This window comes from Streptomyces sp. NPDC052036 (assembly GCF_040680495.1).
In the GTDB taxonomy this organism is placed as follows: Bacteria; Actinomycetota; Actinomycetes; order Streptomycetales; family Streptomycetaceae; genus Streptomyces.
On record NZ_JBFAWW010000001.1, the window covers coordinates 293,434 to 319,850 of the forward strand.

Consider the following 26,417-nt stretch of genomic DNA (forward strand, 5'->3'; position numbering starts at 1 on the left):
TTGACAGGGTGGGGGGTGCGCCTCCAGGTTGTTCCCATGCGCATCGGACTCATCGGAGCAGGTCGGATCGGCAGCTTCCACGCGGCCACGCTCAGCCGTCACCGTGAGGTGGGCTCGCTCATCGTCACCGACGTCGACACGGCCCGGGCCCATGCACTCGCGGACCGGCTGGGCGAGACGGCCGCGCCCGGTGCGGACGAGATCTTCACCTGGGGCGTGGACGCCGTGGTCATCACGGCGGCGACCGCGGCCCACGCCGAGCTGATCGGCCGGGCGGCGCGCTCCGGCCTCCCGGTGTTCTGCGAGAAGCCCATCGCGGTGGATCTGCCGGGCACGCTGACCGCACTCGCCGAGGTCGACGCCGCGGGGACCGTGCTGCAGATGGGTTTCCAGCGCCGCTTCGACACGGGCTACGCGACCGCGAGGGAGGCCGTGCGCTCCGGGCGGCTCGGACGGCTGCACACGGTCCGCGCGCTCACGGCCGACCAGGCGCCGCCGCCGGCCGCCTATCTGCCCGTCTCCGGCGGGATCTACCGCGACTGCCTCATCCATGACTTCGACATCGTGCGCTGGGTCACCGGCCGGGAGGTGGTCGAGGTGTACGCGACCGGGTCGGACGCCGGCGGGGCGATGTACCGGGAGGCGCACGACGTCGACACGGCGGCGGTGGTGCTCACCCTGGAGGGCGGCACGCTGGCCACGGCGACGGCGACCCGCACCAACGGCGCCGGCTACGACGTACGGATGGAGCTGTCCGGCGAGCTGGACACGATCGCGGTGGGTCTGGACGACCGCACGCCGATCACCTCGACGGAACCGGCGGGGCCGCCGCCGGCGGACAAGCCGTGGACCGGATTCCTGGAACGTTTCGCGCCCGCCTACGAGGCCGAGGTCGCCGCCTTCGTCGAGGTGGTGCGGGGTGAGCGCACCAACCCGTGCGACGGGCACGAGGCCCTGCAGGCGCTGCGGATCGCGGAGGCCTGCGAGCTGTCCCGCCGGGAGCGCCGCCCGGTGCACGTCGGCGAGATCACGGGTCTTCGCCGCTGACCCACCCGCTGACGCGGTCTGCGCCACGCCTGCTACCAGCGCACCGGCAGGCTCCGCACACCCCGTATCAGCATGCCCGGCAGCCGCGGTCCGGGCGGGCCGTCGAGGGACAGGTTTGGGCAGCGCTCCAGCAGGGTTCGCAGGGCAGTGCGCCCCTCCAGCCGGGCCAGGGGTGCCCCCAGGCAGTAGTGCATGCCGTGCCCGAACGCGAGATGGCCCTGCGGGGCGCGGTGGACGTCGAAGCGGTGGGGGTCGGGATAGCGGGATCCGTCCCGGCCGGCCGAGCCGAGCCCGATGATCACCGGGTCGCCCTCGGCGATGGCGGTGCCGGCGATCTCCAGCGGCTCCGACGCGTAGCGGAACGTCGCGGACTCCACCGGCCCTTCCAGGCGCAGCACCTCCTCGACGACGCCGTCCAGCAGTGTCATGTCGGCGCGCAGCGCGGCGAGCTGCTCCGGGTGGGTGAGAAGCGTGTGCACGGCGTTCGTGATCAGGTTGACCGTCGTCTCATGGCCCGCGACGAGCAGGAGGAAGGCCATCGCGCGCAGTTCGCTGCCCGAGAGCCGGTCGCCGTCCTCCGCGCGGGTGCGGATGAGGTCACCGAGCAGGTCGTCGGCGGGGGCCGTACACCGCTTGTCCTCGATCAACTCGTCCAGGAACGCGGCCAGTTGCCGCATGGCGGCGAATCCGCTCTCCGCGCCGGACGGGGTCACGATCTCGTTCGACAGGGCGCGGAAGGTCCCCCGGTCGATGCCCGGGACGCCGAGCAGCTCGCAGATGACCGTGATGGGCAGCGGATAGGCGAAGGCCTCCACCAGGTCGGCCTGCCCCTTGGGCAGCATCTCCTCGATCAGCTCGTCGGTGATCTGCTGGACGCGCGGGCGCAGCGCCTCCACGCGGCGCATGGTGAACGAGCGGGCGACGAGGGAACGCAGCCGGGTGTGCTCCGGCGGGTCGACGACCAGCAGATGCCGGCCCATCACGTCCTCCTCCAGGCTGAACCGCCCGTTCTTCGTGGCGTCCTTGGAGAATCTGGGGTCGGCGAGGGCGGCGCGCGCCTCCTCGTACCCGACGATCAGCCAGGTCTCCCACGGGTCGGGCGGCGGCGTGCGCACCCGGTGCACCGGGCCGCGCTCGCGCAGCTCCGCGTAGACCTCGTGCGGGCTCTGTGTGAACCGCGCGCCGTACTCCCCCAGATCGATCACGGTCTTCCCCCTCCGTCACCGCTGCAACGAGCGGGGCGCCCGTTCAGTGCCCGTCCTCGTCCAGAAGTCCCGCGTCGTACGTCAACAGGGCGATCTGCACACGGTTGTTGAGTCCGAGTTTGGCGAGGATCCGGGACACGTGTGTCTTGACGCCGGCGATGCTCATGTACAGCTCCGCGGCGATCTCGGCGTTGGAGGCGCCCCGGCCGACGGCGACGGCGACCTCGCGCTCCCGCTCGCCGAGGGGCGCGAGCCGCTCGCGGGCGCCGGCCCGACGGGTGCCCGTACCGGCGCCCACGGCGTGCGTCATCAGCTGACGGGTGACGGCGGGCGACAGCACCGGGTCGCCGGCCGCGACCCGTCGTACCGCGTCCAGGATCTCGGCGGGCGGGGTGTCCTTGAGCACGAAACCGGCGGCGCCCGCGCGCAACGCCCGCAGCACCTGTTCCTCGGCGTGGAAGGTGGTGAGGACCACCACCGGGGGTGCGTCGGGGCGTCGGCGCAGCAGTTCGGTGGCGGTCAGTCCGTCCACCGTCGGCATCCGGATGTCCATGAGGACGACGTCCGGCCGGGTGCGGTCGACGAGTTGCTCGACCTCGCTGCCGTCGGCGGCCTCGCCGACGATCTCGATGTCATCGGCACCGCCCAGCATCAAGGACAGGCCGGCCCGCACGAGGGGGTCGTCGTCGACGAGGAGCAGTCGGATCGCGGTCATGGGCCTACCGTAGTGATCCCTCTCCCGGGCCCGCCCGGAGGCGGGCCGTCCGGGGTGGCGGCGGCCTGCGCCGGCGCCGGCCCCCTGCCCCCATCCCACCCTGGAGGATGCCGTGCGCTACAAGCTGTTAGGCCGGACGGGACTGCGCGTCTCCGAACTGTTCCTCGGCGCCATGACCTTCGGCGAGCAGGGCGGGGTGGGGGCGCCCCGGGAGGAGTGCGCGCGGATGCTCCACGCGTACGAGGAGGCCGGCGGCAATGTGATCGACACCGCGATCAACTACCGGGGCGGCGAGAGCGAGACGATCGTCGGGGAGCTGCTCAAGGGGCGGCGCGACCGGTTCGTGCTCTCCACGAAGTACACCGTCTCGCGCGACGGCACCGACCCGAACGCCGCCGGCAACCACCGCAAGAATCTGATGCTGTCGCTGGAGACCAGCCTGCGCCGGCTCGGTACGGACTACGTCGACATCTACTGGGCCCACATATGGGACCGCCACACCCCCGTCGAGGAGACCGTCCGTGCGCTCGACGACGCCGTACGTTCCGGGAAGGTGCTCTACACCGGCATATCGGATGTCCCCGCCTGGGTGGTGTCGCGGGCCAACACCCTCGCCGAGTGCCGTGGCTGGACCGGGTTCTCGGCACTACAGGTGCCGTACAGCCTGCTCAACCGGGACATCGAGCGGGAACTACTGCCCGCCGCCACCGCGTTCGGGATGTCTGTCGCCGCCTGGAGCCCGCTCCAGAACGGCATCCTGTCCGGGAAGTACACCCGGCCCGGCGGGCTGGAACCGGGCACCGCGACCCGGCTGCCGGCCGAGGCGATCGGCGACCGCGAGCGGACGGCGGCCGAGGCGGTGCAGTCGGTCGCCGCCGAACTGGGCGTCTCCTGTGCCCAGGTGGCCATCGCCTGGACCATGGCGCACTCCCCCGCCGTACACCCCCTGCTCGGCGCCCGCCGTCTGGACCAGCTCACCGACAATCTCGGCGCCGCGGACCTGACGCTCCCCGCCGAGCTGGTCACGAGGCTGGAGGCGGCGACCGACTTCCGCCTCGGCTTCCCCTCGGAGTTCATCGACGACACGGCGGCCTGGGTGTACGGCGCGGCAGGGCAGCGGGTGGTGCCGCGTACGGGCTGATGCCGCTCGCCGTCGGCCGCGGCCCGTTCCTCGTGGGCTGCTCGACGGTACGTCCCCCGAAGGAGGGGGCGGCCACGGTGATCGCGCGGGTCCTGCCCGCCCACCGCGGGCAGGACTTCGGTGAGCGGCTCTACGAGCGGGGCCTCGAAGACGTCCGGGCCGCGGGTGCCGAGGTGATCGGGAGAATCGTGCTCGGTATCGGCCCCGTGGGGCTGGAGTTCGCGCACCGGCACGGATTCGTCGAGATCGAACCGCTCTGTGGCCGGGGTCGACGAGGTGCGGCAGACACTACGGCCGGCCTGAGCCCGCCGGGCGCCGCCCATGTCCCGATCGGAGCTCTCAGGCCGGCCACGGCAGCCGGGCACGCACCCGGAAGCCGCCGTCCCCCGTACTGCCGTGGTCGAGGGTGCCGCCGGCGAGGGTCGCGCGTTCGGTCAGGCCGATCAGGCCCTGGCCGGAGCCGGGGACGTGCGGGACCTCGCCGGGCGGGGCCGGATTGCGCACAGTCACGGTGAGGCCGTCGCCGGGCGCGCCCGCGACCGTCACCGTGACCTCCGTCCCGGGAGCGTGCTTGCGCGCGTTCGTCAGGCCCTCCTGGGTGATGCGGTACGCGGTGCGGCCCACGGAGGCCGGCACGGCGGCGGGGTCCCTGACCCGGTGGTCGAGGACGACCTCCATCCCGGCCTCCCGGGACTCGGCGACCAGGGCGTCGAGCGCGGCCAGCGTCGGCTGGGGACGGCCCGCGTCGTCGGAGTCCCCGGCCCGCAGCACACCGATGATCTCCCTGAGGTCCTGCAGCGCCTCGTGTGCGCTCTCCCGGATCACCCCGGCCGCTCGCGCGATCTCCTCCCGGGGCGCGTCGGGACGGAACTCCAGGGCGCCCGCGTGCACGCTCAGCAGCGTCAGGCGGTGCGCGAGGACGTCGTGCATCTCGCGCGCGATCGCCTCCCGGGCAAGCCGCTGGGCCTGCTCGGCCCGCAGGGCCGCCTCGGTCTCGGCCCGCCGCGCCCGGTCCCGCAGGCTCAGCATCAGCTGCCGCTTGGACCGTACGAACATGCCCCAGCCGACGACCGCGACCGTCACCAGCGCGGTGACGAGGACGGCGGCGAGGTAGGGCAGGTCCGGGTCGGGACGCAGCCAGAAGAACAGCGGGACGAGCGCGAGCTGGGCGCCGCCCAGCCAGGCGGCGTACCGGAACGGCCGGTGCACGGCGACGGTGAAGAGCGCGATCATGGCCGCGCCCCCGGCGGTGTCGGAGAACTGGCTCACCGGGATCATCGCCAGGGCGAGCCCGAGCGGCCACCGGCGGCGCAGCCAGACCGCGGCGCAGGCCAGGGCGCCGAGCGCCAGGTCGACGACCACGATGACATGCGGGGTGTGGGATGCGTTCGTCACCGAGACCGCGGCCACGAACGCGAGGAGTACGGCCAGCACGAAGCACCCGGAGTCGACGACCCAGTCACGCACCGTGCGACGGGGCCGGCGTCCGCCGTCGGCCTCGGGGTCGAGTTCCGCGATCACGGCCGAAGGCAGGAACCAGCGGCGCCGGGGAAGTCCGTACGCGCCCGCCGCCCGGCCCATGGAGGACGGGGACTGCGGCGCGATGCGCGGGGCGGGGACCCCGGTCGGCGTGACGTCGGGTGCGGGTGCCGTGGCGGGATGGGCTGTACGAGCTGTACGGGCGTCGGCCCCTGCCTGCGCGGGCAGGCCCGTCGGCCGCTGCCGCCGCCCCGGCCACCTTGTCCGCGACGAAGGCGGAACGGGCCGCAACCCCTGTGCGGCCGTCTCGGGCCGAGGCGCCGTCCGCCCCGTCGAACGTGCCGACTCGTCTCCACTCACGGTCGACCAATCTAGGCGGCGTACGACGTGGGCACCTCCCCATGAGCGTGATCGGCGACCGAAGTCGCACCACCGAAAACTTTCGATGCGGCCCGCCGGTGAGGGCGGCACTTTCGACGCGCCCGCTCCGGGCCCGGCCGCCTTCCACGGCGGCGGCCACCGCGGCTGCACGGACTGGCCTGCCCTCGGCCGACACGCCGACCCCGCCCGGCGAATGTCCCGGCGGGCGGGGTCGACTTCGTGACCGACAGCACCATCTGCAGGCTTCGAGAATCAGGGAGAACAGAACAACTACGGCTGAATCCGCGCGTGAGAAGCCGGGCCCGGCTTGAACATTGCTACGACGCGAGATGTCCTGCGCGGGGTGTTCTAGCCGAACTCGCCCTCGCGCACGCCCTCTCGGAACGCCGCCCATTCCTCCGCGGTGAACCGCAGAGGCGGCAGGTCGACGTTGTTCGAGTCACGGACCGCGACGGCTCCGCCACCAAGGTCCGCCACCTCGACGCAGTAGGGTCCGGTGGTGCTCTTGCTGCTCTTGACCCAGCGTGCTTCCGTCAGGTCGAGCGCGTACAGTGCAGCCTTCTTCGCACGCATCAGAAGCTCCGTTCGACGCTCGGTTGTGCGTTCCTCATCCACCCTCACTCGGTCGGACCAAGCTCGCAAACCGGCGGTGGACTCGCGTCGACCGTCTCGGCCGACGGCCGTGATCACGAGCGCCGGAACGATGACACCCTGTACCCCAAGTCAGGTTGCTTGACGGAGCGTTGGGGAAGCTGAGGCACCCGACGGTGAAAACGGCCGCGCCCGCGTCCGGGGTGAGACAACTCCCATAGGACGCGGGCGCACCGCGTGATCAGCAGCCGAAGTCGATCAGGTTGAACGTGACGTAGTGGTCGGAGGTGTAGTAGTCCTCCTCGGATTCCTCACCCGTGACGATGCGTCGTGCGCCGCGCGTCGAGGAGCCGGGGGTCTTGACCGTGTACTCGTGGTAGTAACCGCTCGACTGCTTGGGCAGGACGCCCTCGCGGTTCTGGAAGACGATGCCGTCCTGCGGGTAGGGGAAGGGCCCGTCACTGTCGATGAGGTCGAGGGTGTCGTGGGCCTGGGACGGCAGGCGGCTGTAGCAGATGCTGCCTACGGAGGCGGCAGCGGCGTCCGCGGTGGTCGCGGAGACGGTGCCGCCCATGAGGAGGGCGGTCAGGACGGCGGCTGAGGCGCCGATCCTGGTTGCGCGTGGGGGGAATCTCATGGAGTCATGATGACGCGCGTAGAGCATGACATGTCAATGACAACTCAACAAAGTTTCCCGTCGCGTCTCATGAGTTCTCGGGACGTTAACCTGCGCCCCGGGTCGCAGGTCCCGGGACCTCGCAAGCGGATGCGGTCGTGGCGTACCGGCCACTCGCGGTGGACGGTACGCCGAACGCGGCGGTGACGCTCGCGGTGCCGCGGTCAGCCCACGTTCGTGGAGAACAGTCCGCCCGTCGGCCCCTGTTTGTCACCGCCCTGGGCCTTCTTCAGGGCGTTGGCGAGGCTCTCGATGGTGAGGGACTGCAGGATGACGCGGCCGTTGCCCTCCAGGGTGGCCAGGGACAGGCCCTCGCCGCCGAAGACCATGTTCATGATCCCCTGGCGGTTGAGGCCTCCGACGCGCTGGACGCCGTACTGGATGCCCTCCTCGAAGGCGACGACACAGCCCGTGTCGACCTCGATGCGGCCGCCGAAGTCCGCGGGGTTGAGGTCGATGAAGTTGCCGGCGCCGGCGATGATCACCGTGCCGTACCCGGTGAACTTCTCCAGGATGAAGCCCTCGCCGCCGCTCATGCCGGTGCGGCCGCCCTGGAAGGCGATACCGAAGTCGACGGTCGACTCGGCGGCCACGAAGGCGTCCTTCTCGGCGAACCATGCGCGCCGGCCGTCGAGCTCCAGCGCGCGCATCTCGCCGGGGAGCACTCCCGCGAAGCCGACCGTGCCCTCGCCGCCCTGTGCCGTGAAGTACTGGAAGGCCAGCGACTCGCCCGCGAGCGCGCGCTGCCCGACCTGCATGGCGGTGCCCATCGCCTGGCGCAGGAAGCCGCCCATGCCGCCGCTCTGGCCCGCGCCCTGGGGCTGGCCGCCGCTGTTCGACGGGCCGGAGAGACGGGTCTCCATCGTCACGTTCGTGGTCTTGAAGAGGAACTTGCCCGCCTCGCAGTACACGGTCTGGCCGGGGCTCAGGTTGACGACCGCCATCTGCATGGCGTTGCCGACGATTTCTTGCTGAAGAGTCACGAGGGGAGAACGAGGGAGCCGGTCCGATTGGTTCCGGGCCCCTCGAACCCGTTCGACCGGGCCCTCGAACCCGTTCGTCCGGACTCCTCGAACCCGTCCGCGGCGGCGGGCGGCAGCCGCCGTTCAGCCGCCCAGTTCCTGGTGTCGTGCCCGCAGGGCCGCCTCGCCCTCCTCCGTCAGGGAGCCGTACAGGCGCAGCCGGGAGATCCCGCCGTCCGGATAGATGTCCACGCGCGCGTGCGTGCCGACGGCCGCCATCGGAAGCACGAAGCGGTGGTTGGTGTCGGGCCGCAGGCGGGTGCGCGGCAGGATCTCGCGCCACTCGGCGTCCTCAGCGACCCCGGCATCCCTGGCGACCCCGGAGGTCCCGGCGTCTCCGGAGGTCCCGCCACCGCTGACCGACACCGACGCCCAGCCCGCCGCGTTCCCCTTCAGATACGCGGTGTCGATCTCGATCGCCCGGATCCGCGCCTCGGCCGCCAGCCGGTAGCGGATCCAGTCATGGCCCCGGTCGCGACGGCGCCGCGTCTCCCAGCCGTCGTCCATCTTGCGGGAGCGGCCCGGCCGGATGGTGTTGGCGGCGGGCGAGTAGAAGAGGTCGGAGGCGTCCTCGACCCGGCCGCCGTTCTCCAGGGCGACGACGTCGAAGGTGCCCAGCACCTGCAACCACTCGGGGTCGGGCACCACCTCGCCGTACACCCTCAGACGCGCGATGCCGCCGTCGGGGTGCTGGTTGACGCGCAGATGTGTGACCAGTTGCTCCGCCGCCACGACGAAGCCGTTGGCCGCGTGGCCGCCGACCGGTGTGCGCGGGACGAGTGTCGTCCACTTCACGTCGTCGGCGAGGAGGTCGTCAGGCGAGGGGGCGCCCGGCACCGATGTGCCCTCGATGGACACCCCCTGCGGGTAGTTGCCCCGGAAGTGCGCGGTGTCCACGACGATGCCGCGTACGACACCCGGCGCGCCCAGGCGGATCAGTGCCCAGTCGTGGTCGTCGGCGGCGGGCCACGGGTGCCCGGCCGAGGCGCCGCGGCGGCGCCGGGTCTCCCAGCCGTCCATGACCTTGCCCTTGTGCCCGAAGCGCTCGGGGTCGAACTCGGCACGCCCCGGCACCAGCAGGTTCTCGCGCGGGGCGAAGAACTCGTCGTTGGCGGCGACGACCGCCGCGCCGAGCCGGCGGTCGGCGAGGTCGGCGTGGTGGGTGAAGGGGAAGTCGGCGGTGCGGTAGTCCGCGTACGGGTCACCGCCGGCGTAGGGGTGTGCGTCGCCGGTGAAGCGGGCCGGACCAGTGGGATGCTGCGCCGTCACGGTGATCAGATCGTCCTTTCGGGGTCGGCCGGTGCGAGGTCATGTCAGTGGTCCCGGGCGAGCAGCCTGCCCTTCGGCTCGGTGAACTCGCCGTCCGCGACGATGCGTTCGCCGCGCAGCCAAGTCGACCTGACCACCCCGGACAGGGTCCGGCCGGCGTACGCGGTGACGCGATTGCGGTGCTGGAGGGCGGCGGGGTCGACGGTGAACGTCTCGTCGGGAGCGAGTACCGCGAAGTCCGCGTCGTGGCCCGCCGCGATGGCGCCCTTGCGGGACCCGAGCCCCACAAGACGCGCCGTGTGCGCGGACATCCAGCGGACCACGTCCTCCAGTCCGTGGCCGCGCCGGCGTGCCTCGGTCCACACGGCGGAGAGGCTCAGTTGCAGGCCCGCTATGCCGCCCCACGCCGTGGCGAAGTCGCCCGTCTTCAGGTCGGCGGTCGACGGGGAGTGGTCGGTGACCACGCAGTCGATCGTGCCCTCGGCGAGCGCCTGCCACAGCACGTCCTGGTTGGCGGCCTCACGGATGGGCGGGCAGCACTTGAACTCGCTGGCCCCGTCCGGGACTTCCTCGGCCGTCAGGGTCAGATAGTGCGGGCAGGTCTCCACCGTGATCCGCACGCCCTCCGCCCGTGCGGCGGCGATCAGGGGAAGCGCGTCGCCGGAGGACAGATGCAGCACATGCACCCGTGCGTCGAGTTGCCTGGCCTGGGCGATCAGCTCGGCGATGGCGGTGTCCTCGGCGTCCCTCGGCCGTGAGGCGAGAAAGTCGGCGTATCGCGGGCCGCCCTGCTGCGGGGCGGCGGCGAGGCGGTGCGGGTTCTCGGCGTGGACGACGAGGAGGCCGCCGAAGCCGGCGATCTCGGCCAGGGAGCGGGCGAGCTGCTCCCGGTCGAGGTGCGGGAACTCGTCGACTCCCGAGGGGGACAGGAACGCCTTGAAGCCGAAGACGCCCGCGTCGTGCAGCGGCCGTAGGTCCTTGACGTTGTCGGGCAGCGCCCCGCCCCAGAAGCCGACGTCGACATGGGCCTTGTCGGCCGCGGTCCGCTTCTTGGTACGGAGATGGCCGACCGTCGTGGTCGGCGGCAGGGAGTTGAGGGGCATGTCGACGAGGGTGGTGATGCCGCCGGCCGCCGCCGCCCGGGTGGCCGTCCAGAAGCCCTCCCACTCGGTGCGGCCCGGGTCGTTGACATGGACGTGGGTGTCGACGAGACCGGGCAGCAGGACGTCGTCGCCGAAGTCCTCCAACTGGGCTCCGGCCGGCACCGGTGCGTCGTAGGGCAGGACGGCCGTGATCGTGCCCCCGGCGACCGCGACGGACGCGGCGCGCGTCCCCTCGGGCGTGATGACGCGCCTCGATCGCAGCACCAGTTCAGCGTCGGACACCCGAGCCCCTCTCTCCGCGCCGTCGTCGCTTCCGGGAGCGGGACGGGCGCCCGCCCAAGGAATTCAACGTTCTGTTGAAGGAGTCTTCCCCCCGCCCCCGGCGCCGTCAAGGGCGGGACCACCGTCCGGCGCTCCCGGCGTACACCTCCTGAGTCTTTCTGCAAGGCGGAAGTAGGCTTCCAGTGAGCAGAACATCGCTCCGTACCAGCGGGGAGTCAACCGCCTGCCGGGTAGGCTGCTGCCCTTCCCGCCCGTCCCGAAAGGAACGCGCCGTGCCCACGTCGACGTCCAGCGCCAGCGACGCCCCCGCCAAGTCCGCCACGGGCGGGGTGCAGTCCCTTGAGCGCGCCTTCGACCTGCTGGAGCGAATGGCGGACGAGGGCGGCGAGGTCGGCCTCAGCGAGCTGTCCGCGAGCAGCGGGCTGCCGCTGCCGACGATTCACCGTCTGATGCGCACGCTGGTGGCCTGCGGCTATGTACGCCAGCAGCCCAACCGCCGCTATGCGCTCGGCCCCCGGCTGATCCGGCTCGGCGAGTCGGCGTCCCGGCTGCTCGGCACCTGGGCACGCCCCTGTCTCGCGCGGCTGGTGGAGGAGACCGGCGAGACCGCGAACATGGCACTGCTCGACGGCGACGAGATCGTGTACGTGGCGCAGGTGCCGTCCAAGCACTCGATGCGGATGTTCACCGAGGTGGGCCGCCGGGTGCTGCCGCACTCCACGGGCGTGGGCAAGGCGCTGCTCGCCTCCACGCCGGACGACGAGGTGCGCGCCTTGCTGGCCCGCACGGGTATGCCCGCCGCGACGGACAAGACCATCACCACGCCGGAGGCCTTCCTCGCCGCGCTGGAGGAGGTGCGCCGACTCGGGTACGCGGTCGACGACAACGAGCAGGAGATAGGGGTCCGGTGCCTCGCGGTGTCCGTGCCCGGCGCCCCGACGGCCGCGGCGATCTCCATCTCCGGCCCGGCGGGCCGGGTCACCGACGCGGCGACGGAGCGGATCGTGCCGGTGCTCCAGCAGGTGGCGCGGGAACTGTCCGAGGCCCTGGCGGGCACGGGGACCTGACCACCGGACCGACCACCGCCGCACCGCCGGTCAGCCGCGCCCCGGCTCCCCGAACCCTTCCACCGCTTCACGGACCTCCGCGAGCGCCCTGGCCAGGGCGCTCACCGAGCCGATCGCGCCGGCGATCAGCAGCAGGGAGCGGCGCAGACGGGGGATCTCCGGAACACCGCCCGCGACCATCGCGGCGAGCACGGCGAGTTCGTCCTCGGCGATGCCCCGGTCGGCGAACTCTGCCGGGAGAGTGGCGAGTTCACGGCGCAGCCGGGACACCGCGGTCCGTAGTTCCGCCACCCTCGGATCCTCGTCGCTGCCGGTCACCGGTCTCTGCCCCAAGCTCCGCAACACAGCTTCCCCCCTCGCACCGCGTCGTGCGCACGGCTGCGCACCGCCGCCCGGCACCCCGTGGCGTCGGCCCGGCGCCCGGGGACGCGGGTCAGTAAACGCCACGGGGTACGCCGGGCGCCACCACGCGGACCGAAATTCAGTCCCGGGCGCCGCACGGCCGCCGCGGGGTCAGGTATGCAGGACGTATGACGCGAAGTGAAGACGGCCGGGACGGCGGACGGGACGAGGTCGCCGGGCTGCTCCTCGCCGCGGGCGGAGGACGGCGGCTGGGGGGCCGTCCGAAGGCGCTGCTCGTGCACCGGGGACGACCGCTGGTGGAGTACGCGGCGGGCGTGCTGAGGGCGGCCGGGTGCGGTCGCGTCCATGTGGTCCTGGGAGCGGCGGCCGGGGACGTACGGGAGCGCGCGGACCTGTCCGGCTGCGTGCTGGTGGACAACCCGGACTGGGAGCAGGGCATGGGTTCCTCGCTGCGCGCCGGACTCGGCTCGCTCGCCGGTACGGGCGCGCGGGCCGCCCTGGTCTCGCTCGTCGACCAGCCCGGCATCGGCCCGGAGGCGGCGGCACGGGTCCTCGCCGCGTACGAGGACGGGACCTCGCTGGTCTCGGCCGTGTACGGAGGCGTCCGGGGCCATCCGGTCCTCCTCGGGACCGCTCACTGGGCCGGGATCGCGGCCTCCGCCACCGGGGACCGGGGAGCCCGCGCCTATCTGAAGGAACACGAGGACGCGATCCGGCTCGTCGAGTGCGGGGACGTGGCGCGGCCGTACGACATCGACACCGAGGGCGACCTGGTCCACCTGGAATGAACCCTGAGGTCCGCCTCGGGGTACACGGTGGCACGGAGCGCCACCGTGCCTCGAAGCGGAGAATCTCGACATCAACAGATCATTGAGCTTCCACCATGAGGAAACTAGTATCCACTGATCAGAAGCATCTGACTGCTCACAGGCGTGGTCAGCCGCATCCGGATCGCCTGGCACCCGGTGCCGTACGCCCGTGCCACAGCGTCCTCACGTCAGCTCGCCGAAGGAAGTGACAGCTCATGTCCGCACCAGCGTCGTCGCCGGTCGTCATCGACGCCGAGCCCCTGCCGCGGCAGGACGAGGTCCTCACCGAGCCGGCCCTCGCCTTCGTGGCCGAGCTGCACCGCCGGTTCACGCCCCGGCGTGACGAGTTGCTCGCCCGCCGGGGCGAACGCCGCGCCGAGATCGCGCGCACCTCGACCCTCGACTTCCTCCCGGAGACCGCCGCGATCCGCGCGGACCACACCTGGCGGGTGGCCCCCGCACCCGAGGCCCTGAACGACCGCCGGGTCGAGATCACCGGCCCCACCGATCGCAAGATGACCATCAACGCCCTCAACTCGGGGGCTAAGGTCTGGCTCGCGGACTTCGAGGACGCCTCCGCGCCCACCTGGGAGAACGTGGTCCTCGGCCAGCTCAACCTGATCGACGCCTACACCCGGGCCATCGACTTCACCGACCCGGCGACGGGCAAGTCGTACGCCCTGCGCCCCGACGCGGAACTGGCGACGGTCGTCACGCGGCCGCGCGGCTGGCATCTGAATGAGCGTCATCTGCTGGTCGACGGGGAGCAGGTGCCGGGCGCGTTCGTCGACTTCGGCCTGTACTTCTTCCACAACGCCCGGCGCCTGCTCGACCTCGGCAAGGGCCCCTACTTCTATCTGCCGAAGACGGAGTCGCACCTGGAGGCCCGCCTCTGGAACGACGTTTTCGTCTTCGCCCAGGACCGTCTCGGCATCCCGCAGAGCACCATCCGCGCCACCGTCCTGATCGAGACGATCACGGCGGCCTACGAGATGGAGGAGATCCTCTACGAACTCCGCGACCACGCCTCGGGGTTGAACGCGGGCCGCTGGGACTACCTCTTCTCGATCGTCAAGAACTTCCGGGACGGAGGGGCGAGGTTCGTCCTGCCGGACCGCAACGCGGTCACGATGACAGCGCCGTTCATGCGCGCGTACACCGAACTCCTCGTCCGCACCTGTCACAAGCGCGGTGCGCACGCGATCGGCGGCATGGCGGCGTTCATCCCCTCCCGGCGTGACGAAGAGGTCAACCGGGTCGCCTTCGAGAAGGTCAAGGCGGACAAGGACCGTGAGGCGGCCGACGGCTTCGACGGCTCCTGGGTCGCCCACCCCGACCTGGTCCCGATCGCCATGGCGTCCTTCGACCGGGTCCTCGGCGACCGGCCGAACCAGAAGGATCGGCTGCGTGAGGACGTGGACGTCAAGGCGGCCGACCTGATCGCCGTCGACTCCCTGCACGCCAAGCCGACGTACCCGGGCCTGGTCAACGCCGTCCAGGTCGGCATCCGCTACATCGAGGCCTGGCTGCGTGGTCTCGGCGCGGTCGCCATCTTCAACCTGATGGAGGACGCGGCGACCGCGGAGATCTCCCGCTCCCAGATCTGGCAGTGGATCAACGCGGGCGTCGAGTTCGAGAACGGCGAGAAGGCGACCGGTGACCTGGCCCGCAAGGTCGCCGCCGAGGAACTCGCGCACATCCGGGCCGAGATCGGCCCGGAGACCTTCGCGGCCGGCCACTGGCAGCAGGCCCACGACCTCCTGCTGAAGGTGGCGCTGGACGAGGACTACGCGGAGTTCCTCACCCTGCCGGCGTACGAGCAGCTCGCCGGCTGACCCGCTCCGCCGGGGTTCGCCGGCCGGTTCACTCCGCGGTCTTCTCCGAGTGGCCCAGGGGCTTTCCCGGGGCCACCCGGTCGCGTACGAGGCGCTTGACCGCCGTGGGCTCGGGGAAGCCCTGCTCACGGCGGTCCCAGACGACCTCGTCGTTCACCCGTACGACGAAGACCCCGCCCTTGCCCGGCTTGAGCGCGAGTTCCGTCAGCTCGGTCTCGAACGTCGTCAGCAGTTCCTGTGCCAGCCAGGCCGCGCGGGGCAGCCAGCGGCACTGGGTGCAGTACTCGATCTGGACGCGGTACTCGTCGTCCGTGGGGGTGTCCGTCATCCCAGATGCACCGACCAATCCTGTTGTGCCGCCGGTTTGCCGTGCAGGTCGGGGACCCGCTTGAGCCAGTCCGGCCGGCCTTGCTGTGTCCGCGCCGCGCGCAGGGCCTCCTCGGCGGCGAGTTCCTCCCGGGTGGGGAAGTCGGTGGGCAGCCAGGACTCGGAGGCCTTCACCCGCGCGGAGAGGTAGTCCACGTAGGCCCTGCGGACCTCGGCGGGCGTGGCGAAGCCCGGTTCGCCGCTCAGCCAGGCGTCCGGGACCTCCTCGGTGATCTCGCGCAGCAGCTTCTCGGTCACCTTGGGCGCGAGGTCGTCCTCGGCGGCCCGCATGTCCGGGGCGAAGTGGCCGAGGGCGTGATGACGGAAGTCGTACGCCTTCTCCGGCGCGGAGGCGTCCCAGCGGTGGTGGAAGACGAGGGCGGCACCGTGGTCGATCAGCCACAGCCGCGGGGGTGCCGTGCCGAAGACGGGCCAGACCATGAGGTTGGAGCTGTGGACCGTGCGGTCGACGTTCACGGTCAGGGCGTCGAGCCAGATGATCCGGCCCGCCTCCACAGGATCGACCGTGCAGGCCTGAGCGACCTCGGGGGTGAAGTCCCGGGCGCCCGGCAGATAGTCCATGCCGAGATTGAGACCGGGGCTCGCGTTCAGCAGGTCGCGCACCTCCTGGTGGGGTTCGTGCGCGGCGATCGCGGGGTCGAAATGAGCGAGCACCAGTTCCGGGACGCGCAACCCGAGCCTGCGGGCCAGCTCCCCCACGATGATCTCGGCGACCAGCGCCTTCACGCCCTGCGCGGAGCCGGTGAACTTGACGACGTAGGTCCCGAGGTCGTCGGCCTCGACGATCCCGGGCACGGAGCCTCCGGATCGCAGGGGTGTGACGTAGCGGGTGGCGGTGACCTCCCTCAGCATCTTCCCTGGCTCCACGGCTCATCCGCCTTACGTTTCACGGCCCACCTCCACAAAACGGCGGCGGTGCGCCCCTTGCTTCCGTCCCCCGGCATGAAGTGAGCATAGTAACCAGGCGTGACAGCCGGAGGAGTGCGCGAGCCATCGCGCCTGCGTCACGACGGACCCACAGGTGTGCCGCAGTACAGGGAGCACCGGGCCGCATCGGCCGATCCGGCTGTCGGCGAGAGGTCACCTGACCTCGGTGTCCGCAGCCGGGCGTGCCGGGTCTTTCCGGGGCCGCGGGCGGCCCCGGAGAAAGGCCGACGCCACGCCCACGGCCGCCGCGAGCACGACGGTGCCGATGGTGATCACGGCGAATCCCTGACGGGAGGCGTGCGTGGTGTCGCCGGCGAAGCTGGCGAACAATGAGCCGAACAACGACACACCGATGGCCTCGGTCCCGAGCCGGACGGTGTTGACCCAGCCGGCCGCCATGCCCGCCTCGCTGTCCGGCAGCTGCGCCAGCGCCTCGCCGTCCACCAGGCCGGCCTGAAGCCCGAACCCGACGCCGACGACCGCCATGGACAGCGCCATCCAGGCCTGGCCCACGGGGGCGGCCGCACCCGTCGCCACCAGGCCCGCCACCAGCAAGGCGATGCTCCGGACAAACACCTTGTCGACGCCCGTCCCCCGAGCCACCAGGCGGCCGGCGACCAGGGGGGCGACAAGGACGGGCAGGGTCAGGAACATAAGAACCGCCGTCGGTCGCCCTGCGGCACACCGTGTGGTCCTCCATCGACGCCTGCGCGGGCCCTGCGGAACGGGCCCTGCGCGTCGTGCAGTTGATCCTGGGGACGCCCGCCCTGCTCGCCCGCTTCCTGGAACGCCAGACGCAGTGGCGCGACGAGCTGGCGGCGGAGCTGGCCCGCCGGCTCGACCTCGACCCCGCGACGGAGCTGTACCCGCACCTGGCCGCGGGGATGGCCCTGACGGCGTTCGACACCGTGTTGCAGCGGTGGAGCGACGGCGTCGAGGACCCCGCCGCGCTGACCGACCGGGCCCTCGCCATCATCACGCCGGCCCTGGACTCCGTGCTGCGGTCCGGGGCGCCCGGCGATCATCCCTCGGCGTACTGACGGACGGCCAGGGCGGGGCGAACCCCGTCGTGCGACGGGGGCCGCTCCGCTCGGGACGTCACAACGGCCGTGGCGGCCGGCTAACGAGAGGCGCCGACGGCGGGTTCGGGCGCCTCGCCGCTGCGGACCGAGGTGCCGCCCCGTCCGGCCAGCCGGCACCCGAGGCAGTTCGCATGGCCCTGGCGCGCGGAGAGGTCCCTCACGCGCATGCCCCGCTGGTCGGTCGGCCGCAGGCCCGGCGGCTTGCCCCAGCCCGCGAGGTGCAGGAACCAGGTGACCAGCACGGACACCACGACGAGTCCGAGCCCCAGCCAGATCCCCGCACGCCAGCCGCAGACGCCCGCACCGATCAGCAAAGACCCTGCGGTGGCGAGGGCGCTGCCCGTCCACCCGGCCAGGGTGTGGCCTTCCTCGTGCCCCTGTTCGCTCACGTGCCCGCCTCCCCCTGCTCCCCCGACCGGCCCCTACGCGTCACGGCCCGTCGACGGCGCTCTGTATGATGCCTTATCGAGTAAGGAATTTATCTTAGTGACTAAGGGGAGCGCAATGGAGGGCAAGCCGCGCCCAGCCGCCTCCGCCTCGGACGCCATCAGCGCACTGGACGACCTCGTCGCGACGAGTGTCGTGGGGCAGCAGGAGTTCGCCCGCAACCTCGGGCTGAGCGTCATGGACCTCATCTGCTTCGCCCATGTCCTCGCGGCCGGGGACTCCGTGGTCACCGCCGGCGATCTGGCCGCGCGCGCCCATGTCACCACCGGTGCGGTGACGGGCATCCTCAATCGCCTGGAGCAGGGCGGGTTCGTCACCCGGGAGCCCGACCCCACCGACCGGCGGCGGGTGCGGGTCGTCGCCGTTCCGGCCGCCGCCGACCGGGTGCAGGCCGTCCACGGCCCCTACCACGCGCTGCTCGCGGAACTGTTCTCGCAGTACACGCCGGACGAGACCGCCGTCATCGCCGACTGGTTCCTGCGCGCCTCCGCACTGGCCCGCACCTACCTGACGGACTCGTGCGAGGCCTGAGCCGCCACCGAGCAGTCGTCCGTCCGCACAGGTCGGCTGATCGTCGGTCAGCGGCCAGGGGTCAGCGGCAGGCCAGCGGGTTCGGCAGGGGCAGATAGCGCGCGTCCGCGCCGTCCGCGCCCGTCCAGCGCAGCAGCAGGTTCGTCTTGCCGGGGAGGGTGGGCGAGGCCAGCAGGGCGGGGATCTCGGGGACGGGGTGGCGGGCCAGTTCCGCGCGGGCGGCGGGCCACGGGTTCCAGCCGGGGTGGCGCTCCGACAGCAGCGCGGCCACCTCGGTGAGGTTGTTGACGACCAGGCAGTACACCAGCCGCTCCCAGCCCGCCTCCCGGGACACGTCCGTGAGGAGCTTCACGCCCTCCGCGTCCCGGAACAGCGCCTGGACGGGCAGGCCCGCGGCGTCCACCGCGATCAGCGTGTTCTGCAGATGCGCCTCCAGGACGACCCCATGGCGCTCGAACGCCTCCAGAGCCGGGGGCACGACCTGGCGCAGATACGCCGTCCACCAGGCCGCCGGGTCGGTGAGCCGGGCGAGCGGGCTGCCGTCGAAACCCTCCTCCACGAGGGCCGCGGCGAGCAACGGGGTGACACCCGGCAGCAGATGGGGGCGCAGCCCGTCGCGGACCAGGACCGCGAGTTCCTCGAAGGCGAACCCGGCCGTACGGTAGCCGCGGTCGCTCAGCCAGGCCGCCGGGCCCCGGTGCGCGGCGAACGCGGCCACCACCGCCGCGTCGGTGCGGCGCAGCTCCAGCAGATCGTGGCGCCACAGCCGACGGATGTCGTTGGTGATCCGTACGTCCAGGCTGAACTTGAGGAAGTGGTCGCCGCCCGGGTCGTACACCGTCCGGATCGCGGCCGTGGGCCACACGGTCCCGGGGGTGCCGTCGAGCCGCAGCAGCCGCCCGTCCTCGAACGCCTCGCGGATCTCCGGGCGCCCGCCGACCAGGTCCAGCTGCCAGGGGTGCGCGGGCAGCAGCCGATAGCCGGGCGGGGCGGCGCCCAGCGCGTCGAGCGCCGTCGTGTCGCCCTCCTCGACGACGGTGTCCTCGCGCACCCCCAGAAGGGTGAGCGGGAAACGGGCGTGCGCCTCCGGCGCGTACGGCAGCCAGCTCGCGACCGGTCCTCCGCCGCGCGCCTTGGGCGCCGGATGGTGGGGATGCCCGGTGATCAGGGACTGCTCGGAGCGCACATAGGGGTCGGGCGACGGGGTTGTACGGGCGCGTGCGGCGAGGATGGCGGCCACCGCGTCCCGGCTGTCGAGCATCTCCCCGGGCAGTTCGGGGTTGGACAGTCCAGTGGCCTGACGTAGTTCCTCGGCGGCGAGTTTGACCAGCTCGGCGTGGGTGAGCGGATGCCAGGTGCCGCCGTTGTGCACCTCGGGGTCGCGGGGACGCCGGGCGCCGCGCACGCGCAGCAGCCGTCCGCCCGCCCGCAGCCGGTGGACGCCCTGCTCGCCCGCGGGCTCCGCGACTTCCCGGAGCAGACAGTTGAGCAGCGGCGCCGCCGCGTAGGCGTCGGCGGGCTCGGGGACCCGATCCCTGGGGTGCATGCGCTCCACGCGATCCATTCGTTCCGTACGGTGCACTGACGATCAGTATGTCTGTCGTGGTCCGGTACCACGAATGCGCCGCCCGTCCCCGAGGAGTTCGAACGTGTCACCTTCCCCCTCCGCCGAGATCCGGCTCGCCCGCGAGCTGGAGGCCGTACGGCCCGGTCTGTCGGCGGCGTACGCGGTCGCGCTCCCCGGCGCCCGGGCCGCGATCCTGTCACGCCTGTGGCGGGCACTGGCCCATGAGCCGCTGCCGTGGACGGTCCGCCGTGAGCCGACGCGCGAGGGGCTGGTTCTCCGTCTGGCGGACGGGCGCCGGCTGCACGGGCCGCCCGCCGACCCGTATGCGACCACCGCGTACGTCACCGAGGTGCTGTTGGACGGGCATGCCTACGACCGGGCGGCGGACCTGGTCACGGCGCTCGGGGTGCCGGGAGGCGCGGCGTTCGCCGCCGAGCTCGACCACAGCACGGCCTCGCTGGCGCTGTCGCGGGCCGACCAGCCGGACGGCGCGCCCGAACCAGTGACCGGCTGGGCGTGGGAGCAGCGGGTGGTGGACGGGCACCCGTACCACCCCAACTGCCGTTCGCGGCCCGGATTCTCGGTCGCCGAGCAGCTCGCCTACGGGCCCGAGCACCGGCCCCTGGTGCGCCTCGGCCTGGTCCCGGCGGACGACGGCGTGCTGCGGGGCGAGTGGCCGGCGTGGCTGTGGGACGGGGGGCGCCCGCTGGTGCCGGTGCATCCCTGGCAGACGGCGCATGTGCTCGGCGGGGCGGCGCACGACGGTCCGGACGCGCATCCGCTGATGTCCCTGCGCACCCTGGCCCTGCCCGGTGACGGCCCGCACGTGAAGACCGCGGTCAGCGCCCGGCTGACGTCGTCCGTACGGGACATCTCGGTCTCGTCCGTCGAGACCTCGCTCGCCGTCTCCGAGTTCGTGGAGTCGGTCGCCGCACGCACCGACGGACTGCTGCGTGTCACCCGCACCCTGGCGGCGTTCAGCGCCCACTCGCCCGATCTGGCCGCGATGGTGCGCGAGTCGCCCGAGAGCTGCGCGGATCCGGCGGCGGGCGAGCGGGTGGTCCCGGTGGCCGCTCTGCCCGCCACCGGACTGGCGGCGTCCCCGTCCTGGCTCGCCGCGTTCGCCCGGCTCGCGCTCACCGTGGGGCTGCGCCTGCTCGATCTGGGCGTGGCCCTGGAGGCGCACGGCCAGAACCTGCTGGTGGTGCTCTCGCCCGCGAACGAGCCACTGCGGCTCGTCTACCGGGATCTCGCGGACATCCGGGTGAGCCCGGCGCGGCTGGCCCGGCACGGCATCAAGGCCCCGGAGGTGGCCGACCGGATGGTCACCGACGACGAGACGGCCCTGCGCCGCAAGCTGTTCGGCGCGCTCGTCGGGGGCTCGCTGGCCGGCACGGCGGGTTCGGCGCCCGCACTGGGGGCAGCGCTGGAAGCTGTCGTACGGGAGTTGCCGGCCACGTCCGATCTGACGGCGCTCCGCGAAGAGCCGCTGCCCGCGAAGGCGTTGACGCTGATGCAGCTGTCCCCCGGGCGTGGCGGGGACCTGTGGACACAGCTGCCCAACCCGCTCGTTCGCATGCCCGTCCCCTGGGATCAATAAGATCGTTTTGAAGCGCGCACCCATTGATCAATAAGATCCGCCGATGATCACAAGACAACGGTTGGCGGCGGGGGTCTGCGCCCTGCTCGCCGCCCTGGCGGCCGGGATCGCCGTCCCGGCCGGCGCCGTCGCCGACGAGACGACAGCCCAGAGCGCGCCCAAGGTCGATCTCGTCCTCGACGTCAGCGGCTCGATGCGAGCGCGGGACATCGACGGCGACTCGCGTATGGCGGCGGCGAAGCAGGCCTTCAACGAAGTCCTCGACGCGACGCCGGAGGAGGTGCAGCTCGGCATACGGACGCTGGGCGCCAACTACCCGGGCAACGACCGCAAGACGGGCTGCAAGGACACCGCGCAGCTGTACCCGGTGGGGCCGCTGAACCGGACCGACGCCAAGACGGCCGTGGCGACGCTGCAGCCCACCGGGTGGACGCCGATCGGCCCGGCCCTGCTGAAGGCGGCGGACGACCTCGACGGCGGCAACGGCACCCGCCGGATCGTCCTCATCACCGACGGCGAGGACACCTGTGCCCCGCTCGACCCGTGCGAGGTGGCCCGGGAGATCGCGGCCAAGGGGGTCGGGCTGACCATCGACACGCTGGGGCTCGTCCCGGACGCCAAGCTGAGCAAGCAGCTGAGCTGCATCGCCGAGGCCACCGGCGGCACGTACACATCGGTGGAGCACAAGACCGACCTCTCCGGCAAGGTCAACCAGTTGGTGGACCGGACGGCGGACAAGGTGGTCACTCCGGTCGCCGTGGACGGCACCGAGCAGTGCACGACGGCGCCCACGCTGAAGTCGGGCCTGTACACGGACCGCGAGGAGTTCGGGCAGCACCGCTTCTACCGGGTGGACGTGAAGCCGGGTCAGGAGCTGCGCGCCTCGGTGAGCGTCTCCGACGACCGGCAGGTCAACCCCGACTACGGGGTGACGCTGCGGGCGATCACCCTGCACGGTCGGGAGATCGTACGTGGTGAGGCGACCGGCACGGGCCGTACGGACGTCCTGTCGACGGGCCTGCGCTATCCGAAGGCCGAGAGCGACGACGAGAACGCGCCCGCCGAGACGGTGTGCCTCCAGGTCGCCAACTCCTTCTCCCCGGCGGCGGGCGTGAAGACCACGCCCGGCCTTCCGCTGGAGCTGACGGTCGATGTCGTCCACGGTCCCGACCAGGCGAGCGACGTGGCCTCCTTCGGCCTCGGGCGCGGCTGGTGGCTGCTCGGCGCCCTCGTTCTGATCGGCTTCCTCGCGGGTGTGCTGTGGGGTTGGCTGTCGCGCTGGCGGGTCGCGGTATGGAGGACCAACTGATGCGTATCGTACGAGCCTTGAGCATGGCGGCCCTGCTGCTGGGTGTTGCCGCCGCACCGGCCCTCGCCGACGCCTCGCCCTCGGCGAGCCCGTCGGACGACAGCGCCGCGCCCACCTCGGCGGGCACGTCGTTCCGTACGGCGACGGAGCTCCAGCAGGGACAGCAGGCCACGGCGAGCGCCTCCACGGGTGACTACCTGTACTGGCAGTTCCCCGCAGAGGCCGGGCAACGGCCCACCGTGAAAGCGACGGTGAAGCTGCCCTCGTCGTCCCGGAGCGGGACGCAGACCTGGCAGCTGGACGTGTACGACGGGCTGCGGCGCCGTCAGGCGTGCCAGTACGGGGCGCAGACACGCACCGCAGCCCAGGGGGCGGCCTCCGTCGACCTCGCGTGCACCCTGCGCACGGTCCGCGCATGGTCGGAGGCCTGGGCCAACGACCCGCTGCCGGGCACGTACTACGTCCGTCTGACCGCCGTGGGGCTCGGCGCGGCCGACCTCGGGGTGCCGGTGAACACCGAGATCCAGGTGGACTCCAAGGACATGGGCGGCGCGGCGGCGGTGGACGGTTCGCTGGCCGAGCCGCTGGTGCCGGGCATCGCCCAGAAGTCCGCGGACTCCGACTCCGGTCCCGGCTCCGAGACGGACGCGCCCACGCTGTCCTCGCTCAAGCCCGACACCTCCGGCTGGTGGTCCGACCGCTGGGTGTGGACGGCGATCGGCGGTGTGCTCGCGGCGCTCGCGGGCATCGGCGGCTATGCGCTGACGCGTGGTTCGGGACGGCCGTACCGGGTGCCGCCGGGCGCCTGACGCCTGGTCGCCCACGGGTGGTGAGGCCCGCCGTGTCCGGGGGACGCGGCGGGCCCCGCCCGTGTCCGAGGCCCTTCCGGCGGCCCCCCGCCGCTGCGTCGGCCGGAGGCTTCGTCAGTCCCCGCGCAGCACCTTGGCGAGCGTGCTGTCACCCGACACCGCGACATGCCCGTCCGTCACGGCCTGATGAAGCGTCAAGGTGCCCTCCCCCAGGGAGATACAGGTCCCCGCGTCGAGGGTCAGCCGGGCGTCGGGCTCTTCCGGGGCGGCCCCGTCGCCGTACAACGGGCCGTCCTGGGCGCCGAGCCGCAGATGGAACCGCCCCTCGTCGAGCCGGACCTCGACCAGTCCCTCGCCCGGCAGTGCGCGCAGCAGCGGCAGGGCGAACCAGTGCGCCCGTACCGCGTCCGTCGGCCGGCGTTCCGCCAGCGCGGGCGCGCCCCAGACACCGAGCGCCTGGATCACCGGCAGCAACTCCCGTCCCCGGCAGGTGAGTTCGTACACATACGCGGCCCCGGGCGGCGGCAGCCTGCGGCGTGTGGTCAGCCCGTCGCGCTCCATGTCCTTCAGCCGGGACGCCAGGACGTCCGTGCTCACACCCGGCAGGTCCGCGTGCAGATCGGTGTAGCGACGCGGACCGGCGAGCAGCTCGCGGACGATCAGGAGGGTCCAGCGGTCGCCGACCGCGTCGAGGGCCCGGGCCGTGGAGCAGTACTGGTCGTAGCTTCGGCGAGGTGACATGCGACGCAGTCTAGACGCGTTGTTGGACTTTCCAAGCTGTCACTTGGTAAAACCAAGCAACCACGGATGGCGGAGGGGAAGCGGTCGTATGGAGTTCCGGCAGTCGAGCAAGCTGAGCGAGGTCTGTTACGAGATCCGCGGTCCGGTGATCGAGCACGCCAACGCACTGGAGGAGGCGGGCCACAGCGTGCTGCGCCTGAACACCGGCAACCCCGCGCTCTTCGGCTTCGAGGCGCCGGAGGAGATCCTCCAGGACATGATCCGGATGCTGCCGCAGGCGCACGGCTACACGGACTCGCGCGGCGTCCTCTCCGCCCGCCGCGCCGTGGCTCAGCGCTACCAGGCGAAGGGCCTGGAGGTCGGCGTGGACGACGTCTTCCTCGGCAACGGCGTGTCCGAGCTGGTCTCGATGGCCGTACAGGCCCTGCTCGAGGACGGCGACGAAATCCTCATCCCCGCACCGGACTTCCCCCTCTGGACGGCCGTGACCACCCTCGCGGGCGGCAAGGCGGTGCACTACCTGTGCGACGAACAGGCCGACTGGTACCCGGACCTGAAGGACATGGCCTCGAAGATCACGGACCGTACGAAGGCCGTCGTGATCATCAACCCCAACAACCCGACGGGCGCGGTCTACCCGAAGGAGGTCATCGAGGGCATCCTCGACCTGGCCCGCCGTCACGGCCTCATGGTCTTCGCGGACGAGATCTACGACCAGATCCTCTACGACGACGCCGTGCACCACTCGGCCGCCGCCCTCGCCCCGGACCTGGTGGTCCTCACCTTCTGCGGACTGTCCAAGACCTACCGGGTCGCGGGCTTCCGCTCCGGCTGGCTGGTCGTGACCGGCCCGCGGCAGCACGCCCGCAACTATCTGGAGGGCCTGACGATGCTGGCCTCCATGCGGCTGTGCGCCAACGCCCCCGCCCAGTACGCCATCCAGGCCGCGCTCGGCGGCCGGCAGTCCATCGACGAACTGACCGCACCGGGCGGCCGCCTCCTCGAACAGCGCGACATGGCGTGGCAGAAGCTCAACGAGATCCCGGGTGTTTCCTGTGTGAAGCCGAAGGGCGCGCTGTACGCGTTCCCGCGCCTCGACCCCAAGGTGCACAAGATCCACGACGACGAGAAGTTCGTCCTGGACCTGCTGCTGCGGGAGAAGATCCAGGTGGTCCAGGGCACGGGCTTCAACTGGCCGGCTCCCGACCACTTCCGCATCCTCACCCTGCCCCACGCGGACGATCTGGAGGCGGCGATCGGACGGATCGGCCGATTTCTGAGCGGGTACCGCCAGTAGGGCCGAGCGGCTCAGCCCGTCCTGCGGCCACGGGGAGAAGGTGCCACCGTACGAAGGGGTGACAGAAAGGGTACGGCGATGGGTGACCTCCTCCTCGTGCGGCACGGTGAGACCGGGTGGTCGTTGTCCGGGCGGCACACCGGTTCCACCGACGTCCCGCTCACGGACCGGGGCCGGGAGCAGGCGCGCCGGCTCGCTCCGCTGATCGCGCGGCACCGCATCGCGTCGGCGTTCGTCAGCCCGATGGAGCGGGCCCGGGAGACGGCCCGGCTCGCGGGGATCGGGGGCGCGCGCGTCGACGCGGATCTGGCCGAGTGGGACTACGGCGGGTACGAGGGGGTCACGACCGTCGAGATCCACCGGACGCAACCGGACTGGTTCCTGTTCACGGACGGCGTCGCGCCCGGTCCCCCGGACCATCCCGGGGAGAGCCCGGAGGAGGTCGGTGCGCGCGCGGACCGGATGATCGCCAAGATCGACGCGGCGCTCGCCGAGGGGGAGGGCAGCGTGGTCGTCGTCTCCCACGGCCACTTCCTGCGGGTGCTGACCGCGCGGCGGCTCGGCCTGCCGGCCTCGGGGGGTGCCCTGTTCCAGCTCTCCACGGGGACGATGAGCCGCCTGAGCACGGAGCATCGCCGCCATGTGGTGGCCGGGTGGAATGTCAGACCCGACGCGTACTGTTCCCATGAGTCCCTCTCCGCGGGGGAGGCGGGGCCGTCCGAGGAGCAGTGAGGG

Annotated in this window: 26 protein-coding genes and 1 pseudogene; 12 read left to right on the top strand and 15 right to left on the bottom strand. The window is 72.1% G+C overall.

Going from position 1 to position 26,417, the window contains the following annotated elements; all coding sequences use genetic code 11:
- Positions 1-36 precede the first annotated feature (36 nt).
- The gene (locus AB0L95_RS01490; RefSeq protein ID WP_365155120.1) at positions 37-1,047 is read left to right on the top strand and encodes a Gfo/Idh/MocA family oxidoreductase; all 1,011 of its coding nucleotides are present in this window, start codon (positions 37-39) and stop codon (positions 1,045-1,047) included.
- Positions 1,048-1,079: 32 nt separating this feature from the next.
- Here the strand turns inward: AB0L95_RS01490 and AB0L95_RS01495 are convergent, their stop codons facing one another.
- Both AB0L95_RS01495 and AB0L95_RS01500 read right to left on the bottom strand, forming a co-directional pair.
- Positions 1,080-2,252 (bottom strand): cytochrome P450, encoded by a 1,173-nt coding sequence (locus AB0L95_RS01495; protein WP_365155123.1) that lies wholly within the window; start codon positions 2,250-2,252, stop codon positions 1,080-1,082.
- Between the two features lie 43 nt (positions 2,253-2,295).
- Positions 2,296-2,967: a response regulator transcription factor gene (locus AB0L95_RS01500; protein WP_365155126.1), complete on the bottom strand. Its 672-nt coding sequence runs from the start codon at positions 2,965-2,967 to the stop codon at positions 2,296-2,298.
- Between the two features lie 112 nt (positions 2,968-3,079).
- Between AB0L95_RS01500 and AB0L95_RS01505 the strand changes: the two genes are divergently transcribed.
- Positions 3,080-4,108 (top strand): aldo/keto reductase, encoded by a 1,029-nt coding sequence (locus AB0L95_RS01505; RefSeq protein ID WP_365155129.1) that lies wholly within the window; start codon positions 3,080-3,082, stop codon positions 4,106-4,108.
- 339 nt (positions 4,109-4,447) lie between these two features.
- Here the strand turns inward: AB0L95_RS01505 and AB0L95_RS01510 are convergent, their stop codons facing one another.
- From AB0L95_RS01510 to allB, 6 genes are all read right to left on the bottom strand, one after another.
- A complete protein-coding gene (locus AB0L95_RS01510; RefSeq protein WP_365155132.1) occupies positions 4,448-5,689 on the bottom strand; it encodes a histidine kinase in 1,242 nt (413 codons plus the stop codon).
- Between the two features lie 627 nt (positions 5,690-6,316).
- Positions 6,317-6,541, bottom strand: coding sequence for a DUF397 domain-containing protein (locus AB0L95_RS01515; RefSeq protein ID WP_365155134.1), 225 nt, complete (start codon positions 6,539-6,541; stop codon positions 6,317-6,319).
- A 259-nt stretch (positions 6,542-6,800) separates the two neighbouring features.
- Entirely contained in the window at positions 6,801-7,196 is a 396-nt protein-coding gene (locus tag AB0L95_RS01520; protein WP_365155137.1) for a ribonuclease, read from the bottom strand.
- A 203-nt stretch (positions 7,197-7,399) separates the two neighbouring features.
- Entirely contained in the window at positions 7,400-8,218 is an 819-nt protein-coding gene (locus AB0L95_RS01525; protein WP_365155140.1) for an AIM24 family protein, read from the bottom strand.
- Between the two features lie 123 nt (positions 8,219-8,341).
- Positions 8,342-9,526 carry an allantoicase gene (alc, locus tag AB0L95_RS01530; RefSeq protein ID WP_365155143.1) on the bottom strand — a complete coding sequence of 395 codons (1,185 nt, stop codon included), beginning with the start codon at positions 9,524-9,526 and terminating at the stop codon, positions 8,342-8,344.
- Between the two features lie 44 nt (positions 9,527-9,570).
- Positions 9,571-10,911: an allantoinase AllB gene (gene allB, locus AB0L95_RS01535; RefSeq protein WP_365155146.1), complete on the bottom strand. Its 1,341-nt coding sequence runs from the start codon at positions 10,909-10,911 to the stop codon at positions 9,571-9,573.
- Between the two features lie 272 nt (positions 10,912-11,183).
- Here allB and AB0L95_RS01540 point away from each other — a divergent pair, with 272 nt between their 5' ends.
- The gene (locus AB0L95_RS01540) at positions 11,184-11,978 is read left to right on the top strand and encodes an IclR family transcriptional regulator (protein ID WP_365155149.1); all 795 of its coding nucleotides are present in this window, start codon (positions 11,184-11,186) and stop codon (positions 11,976-11,978) included.
- A 30-nt stretch (positions 11,979-12,008) separates the two neighbouring features.
- Here the strand turns inward: AB0L95_RS01540 and AB0L95_RS01545 are convergent, their stop codons facing one another.
- Positions 12,009-12,323, bottom strand: coding sequence for a DUF5955 family protein (locus AB0L95_RS01545; protein WP_365155152.1), 315 nt, complete (start codon positions 12,321-12,323; stop codon positions 12,009-12,011).
- A 185-nt stretch (positions 12,324-12,508) separates the two neighbouring features.
- Here AB0L95_RS01545 and AB0L95_RS01550 point away from each other — a divergent pair, with 185 nt between their 5' ends.
- The gene (locus tag AB0L95_RS01550) at positions 12,509-13,129 is read left to right on the top strand and encodes a nucleotidyltransferase family protein (RefSeq protein ID WP_365155155.1); all 621 of its coding nucleotides are present in this window, start codon (positions 12,509-12,511) and stop codon (positions 13,127-13,129) included.
- A gap of 236 nt (positions 13,130-13,365) precedes the next feature.
- Positions 13,366-14,985 carry a malate synthase A gene (gene aceB, locus AB0L95_RS01555; protein ID WP_365155158.1) on the top strand — a complete coding sequence of 540 codons (1,620 nt, stop codon included), beginning with the start codon at positions 13,366-13,368 and terminating at the stop codon, positions 14,983-14,985.
- Positions 14,986-15,013: 28 nt separating this feature from the next.
- Here the strand turns inward: aceB and AB0L95_RS01560 are convergent, their stop codons facing one another.
- The 3 genes from AB0L95_RS01560 to AB0L95_RS01570 form a co-directional block, all read right to left on the bottom strand.
- The gene (locus AB0L95_RS01560; RefSeq protein WP_365155161.1) at positions 15,014-15,313 is read right to left on the bottom strand and encodes an Rdx family protein; all 300 of its coding nucleotides are present in this window, start codon (positions 15,311-15,313) and stop codon (positions 15,014-15,016) included.
- A complete protein-coding gene (locus AB0L95_RS01565; RefSeq protein ID WP_365156466.1) occupies positions 15,310-16,224 on the bottom strand; it encodes a HipA family kinase in 915 nt (304 codons plus the stop codon). The genes AB0L95_RS01560 and AB0L95_RS01565 overlap by 4 nt, the downstream gene beginning before the upstream one ends.
- A 228-nt stretch (positions 16,225-16,452) precedes the next feature.
- On the bottom strand, positions 16,453-16,953 hold the full coding sequence (locus AB0L95_RS01570; RefSeq protein WP_365155164.1) for a hypothetical protein: 501 nt from the start codon (positions 16,951-16,953) through the stop codon (positions 16,453-16,455).
- Between the two features lie 2 nt (positions 16,954-16,955).
- On the opposite strand from AB0L95_RS01570, the pseudogene AB0L95_RS01575 reads away from it, so the two are divergent.
- A pseudogene (locus AB0L95_RS01575) lies at positions 16,956-17,339 on the top strand (TetR family transcriptional regulator); the annotation flags it as partial.
- An 80-nt stretch (positions 17,340-17,419) separates the two neighbouring features.
- Here AB0L95_RS01575 and AB0L95_RS01580 read toward each other — a convergent pair.
- On the bottom strand, positions 17,420-17,770 hold the full coding sequence (locus AB0L95_RS01580; protein ID WP_365155167.1) for an HGxxPAAW family protein: 351 nt from the start codon (positions 17,768-17,770) through the stop codon (positions 17,420-17,422).
- 115 nt (positions 17,771-17,885) lie between these two features.
- Here AB0L95_RS01580 and AB0L95_RS01585 point away from each other — a divergent pair, with 115 nt between their 5' ends.
- Positions 17,886-18,359, top strand: a complete 474-nt coding sequence (locus AB0L95_RS01585; RefSeq protein WP_365155174.1) for a MarR family transcriptional regulator — start codon at positions 17,886-17,888, stop codon at positions 18,357-18,359.
- Positions 18,360-18,420: 61 nt separating this feature from the next.
- On the opposite strand, the gene AB0L95_RS01590 is transcribed toward AB0L95_RS01585, so the two are convergent.
- Positions 18,421-19,923: an IucA/IucC family protein gene (locus AB0L95_RS01590; RefSeq protein ID WP_365155177.1), complete on the bottom strand. Its 1,503-nt coding sequence runs from the start codon at positions 19,921-19,923 to the stop codon at positions 18,421-18,423.
- 85 nt (positions 19,924-20,008) lie between these two features.
- Between AB0L95_RS01590 and AB0L95_RS01595 the strand changes: the two genes are divergently transcribed.
- Genes AB0L95_RS01595 through AB0L95_RS01605 form a run of 3 tightly spaced genes read left to right on the top strand, consistent with a single transcriptional unit; the run spans position 20,009 to position 23,644 of the window.
- The gene (locus AB0L95_RS01595; protein WP_365155179.1) at positions 20,009-21,526 is read left to right on the top strand and encodes an IucA/IucC family siderophore biosynthesis protein; all 1,518 of its coding nucleotides are present in this window, start codon (positions 20,009-20,011) and stop codon (positions 21,524-21,526) included.
- A 43-nt stretch (positions 21,527-21,569) separates the two neighbouring features.
- Entirely contained in the window at positions 21,570-22,835 is a 1,266-nt protein-coding gene (locus AB0L95_RS01600; RefSeq protein ID WP_365155182.1) for a VWA domain-containing protein, read from the top strand.
- A complete protein-coding gene (locus AB0L95_RS01605; RefSeq protein ID WP_365155185.1) occupies positions 22,835-23,644 on the top strand; it encodes a hypothetical protein in 810 nt (269 codons plus the stop codon). Before AB0L95_RS01600 ends, AB0L95_RS01605 begins: the two co-directional genes overlap by 1 nt.
- Before the next feature lie 114 nt (positions 23,645-23,758).
- Here AB0L95_RS01605 and AB0L95_RS01610 read toward each other — a convergent pair whose 3' ends face one another.
- Positions 23,759-24,385, bottom strand: a complete 627-nt coding sequence (locus tag AB0L95_RS01610; RefSeq protein WP_365155188.1) for a helix-turn-helix domain-containing protein — start codon at positions 24,383-24,385, stop codon at positions 23,759-23,761.
- An 88-nt stretch (positions 24,386-24,473) separates the two neighbouring features.
- Between AB0L95_RS01610 and AB0L95_RS01615 the strand changes: the two genes are divergently transcribed.
- Positions 24,474-25,682, top strand: a complete 1,209-nt coding sequence (locus AB0L95_RS01615; RefSeq protein ID WP_365155190.1) for a pyridoxal phosphate-dependent aminotransferase — start codon at positions 24,474-24,476, stop codon at positions 25,680-25,682.
- Positions 25,683-25,760: 78 nt separating this feature from the next.
- Positions 25,761-26,414 (top strand): histidine phosphatase family protein, encoded by a 654-nt coding sequence (locus AB0L95_RS01620; protein WP_365155193.1) that lies wholly within the window; start codon positions 25,761-25,763, stop codon positions 26,412-26,414.
- Positions 26,415-26,417 lie beyond the last annotated feature (3 nt).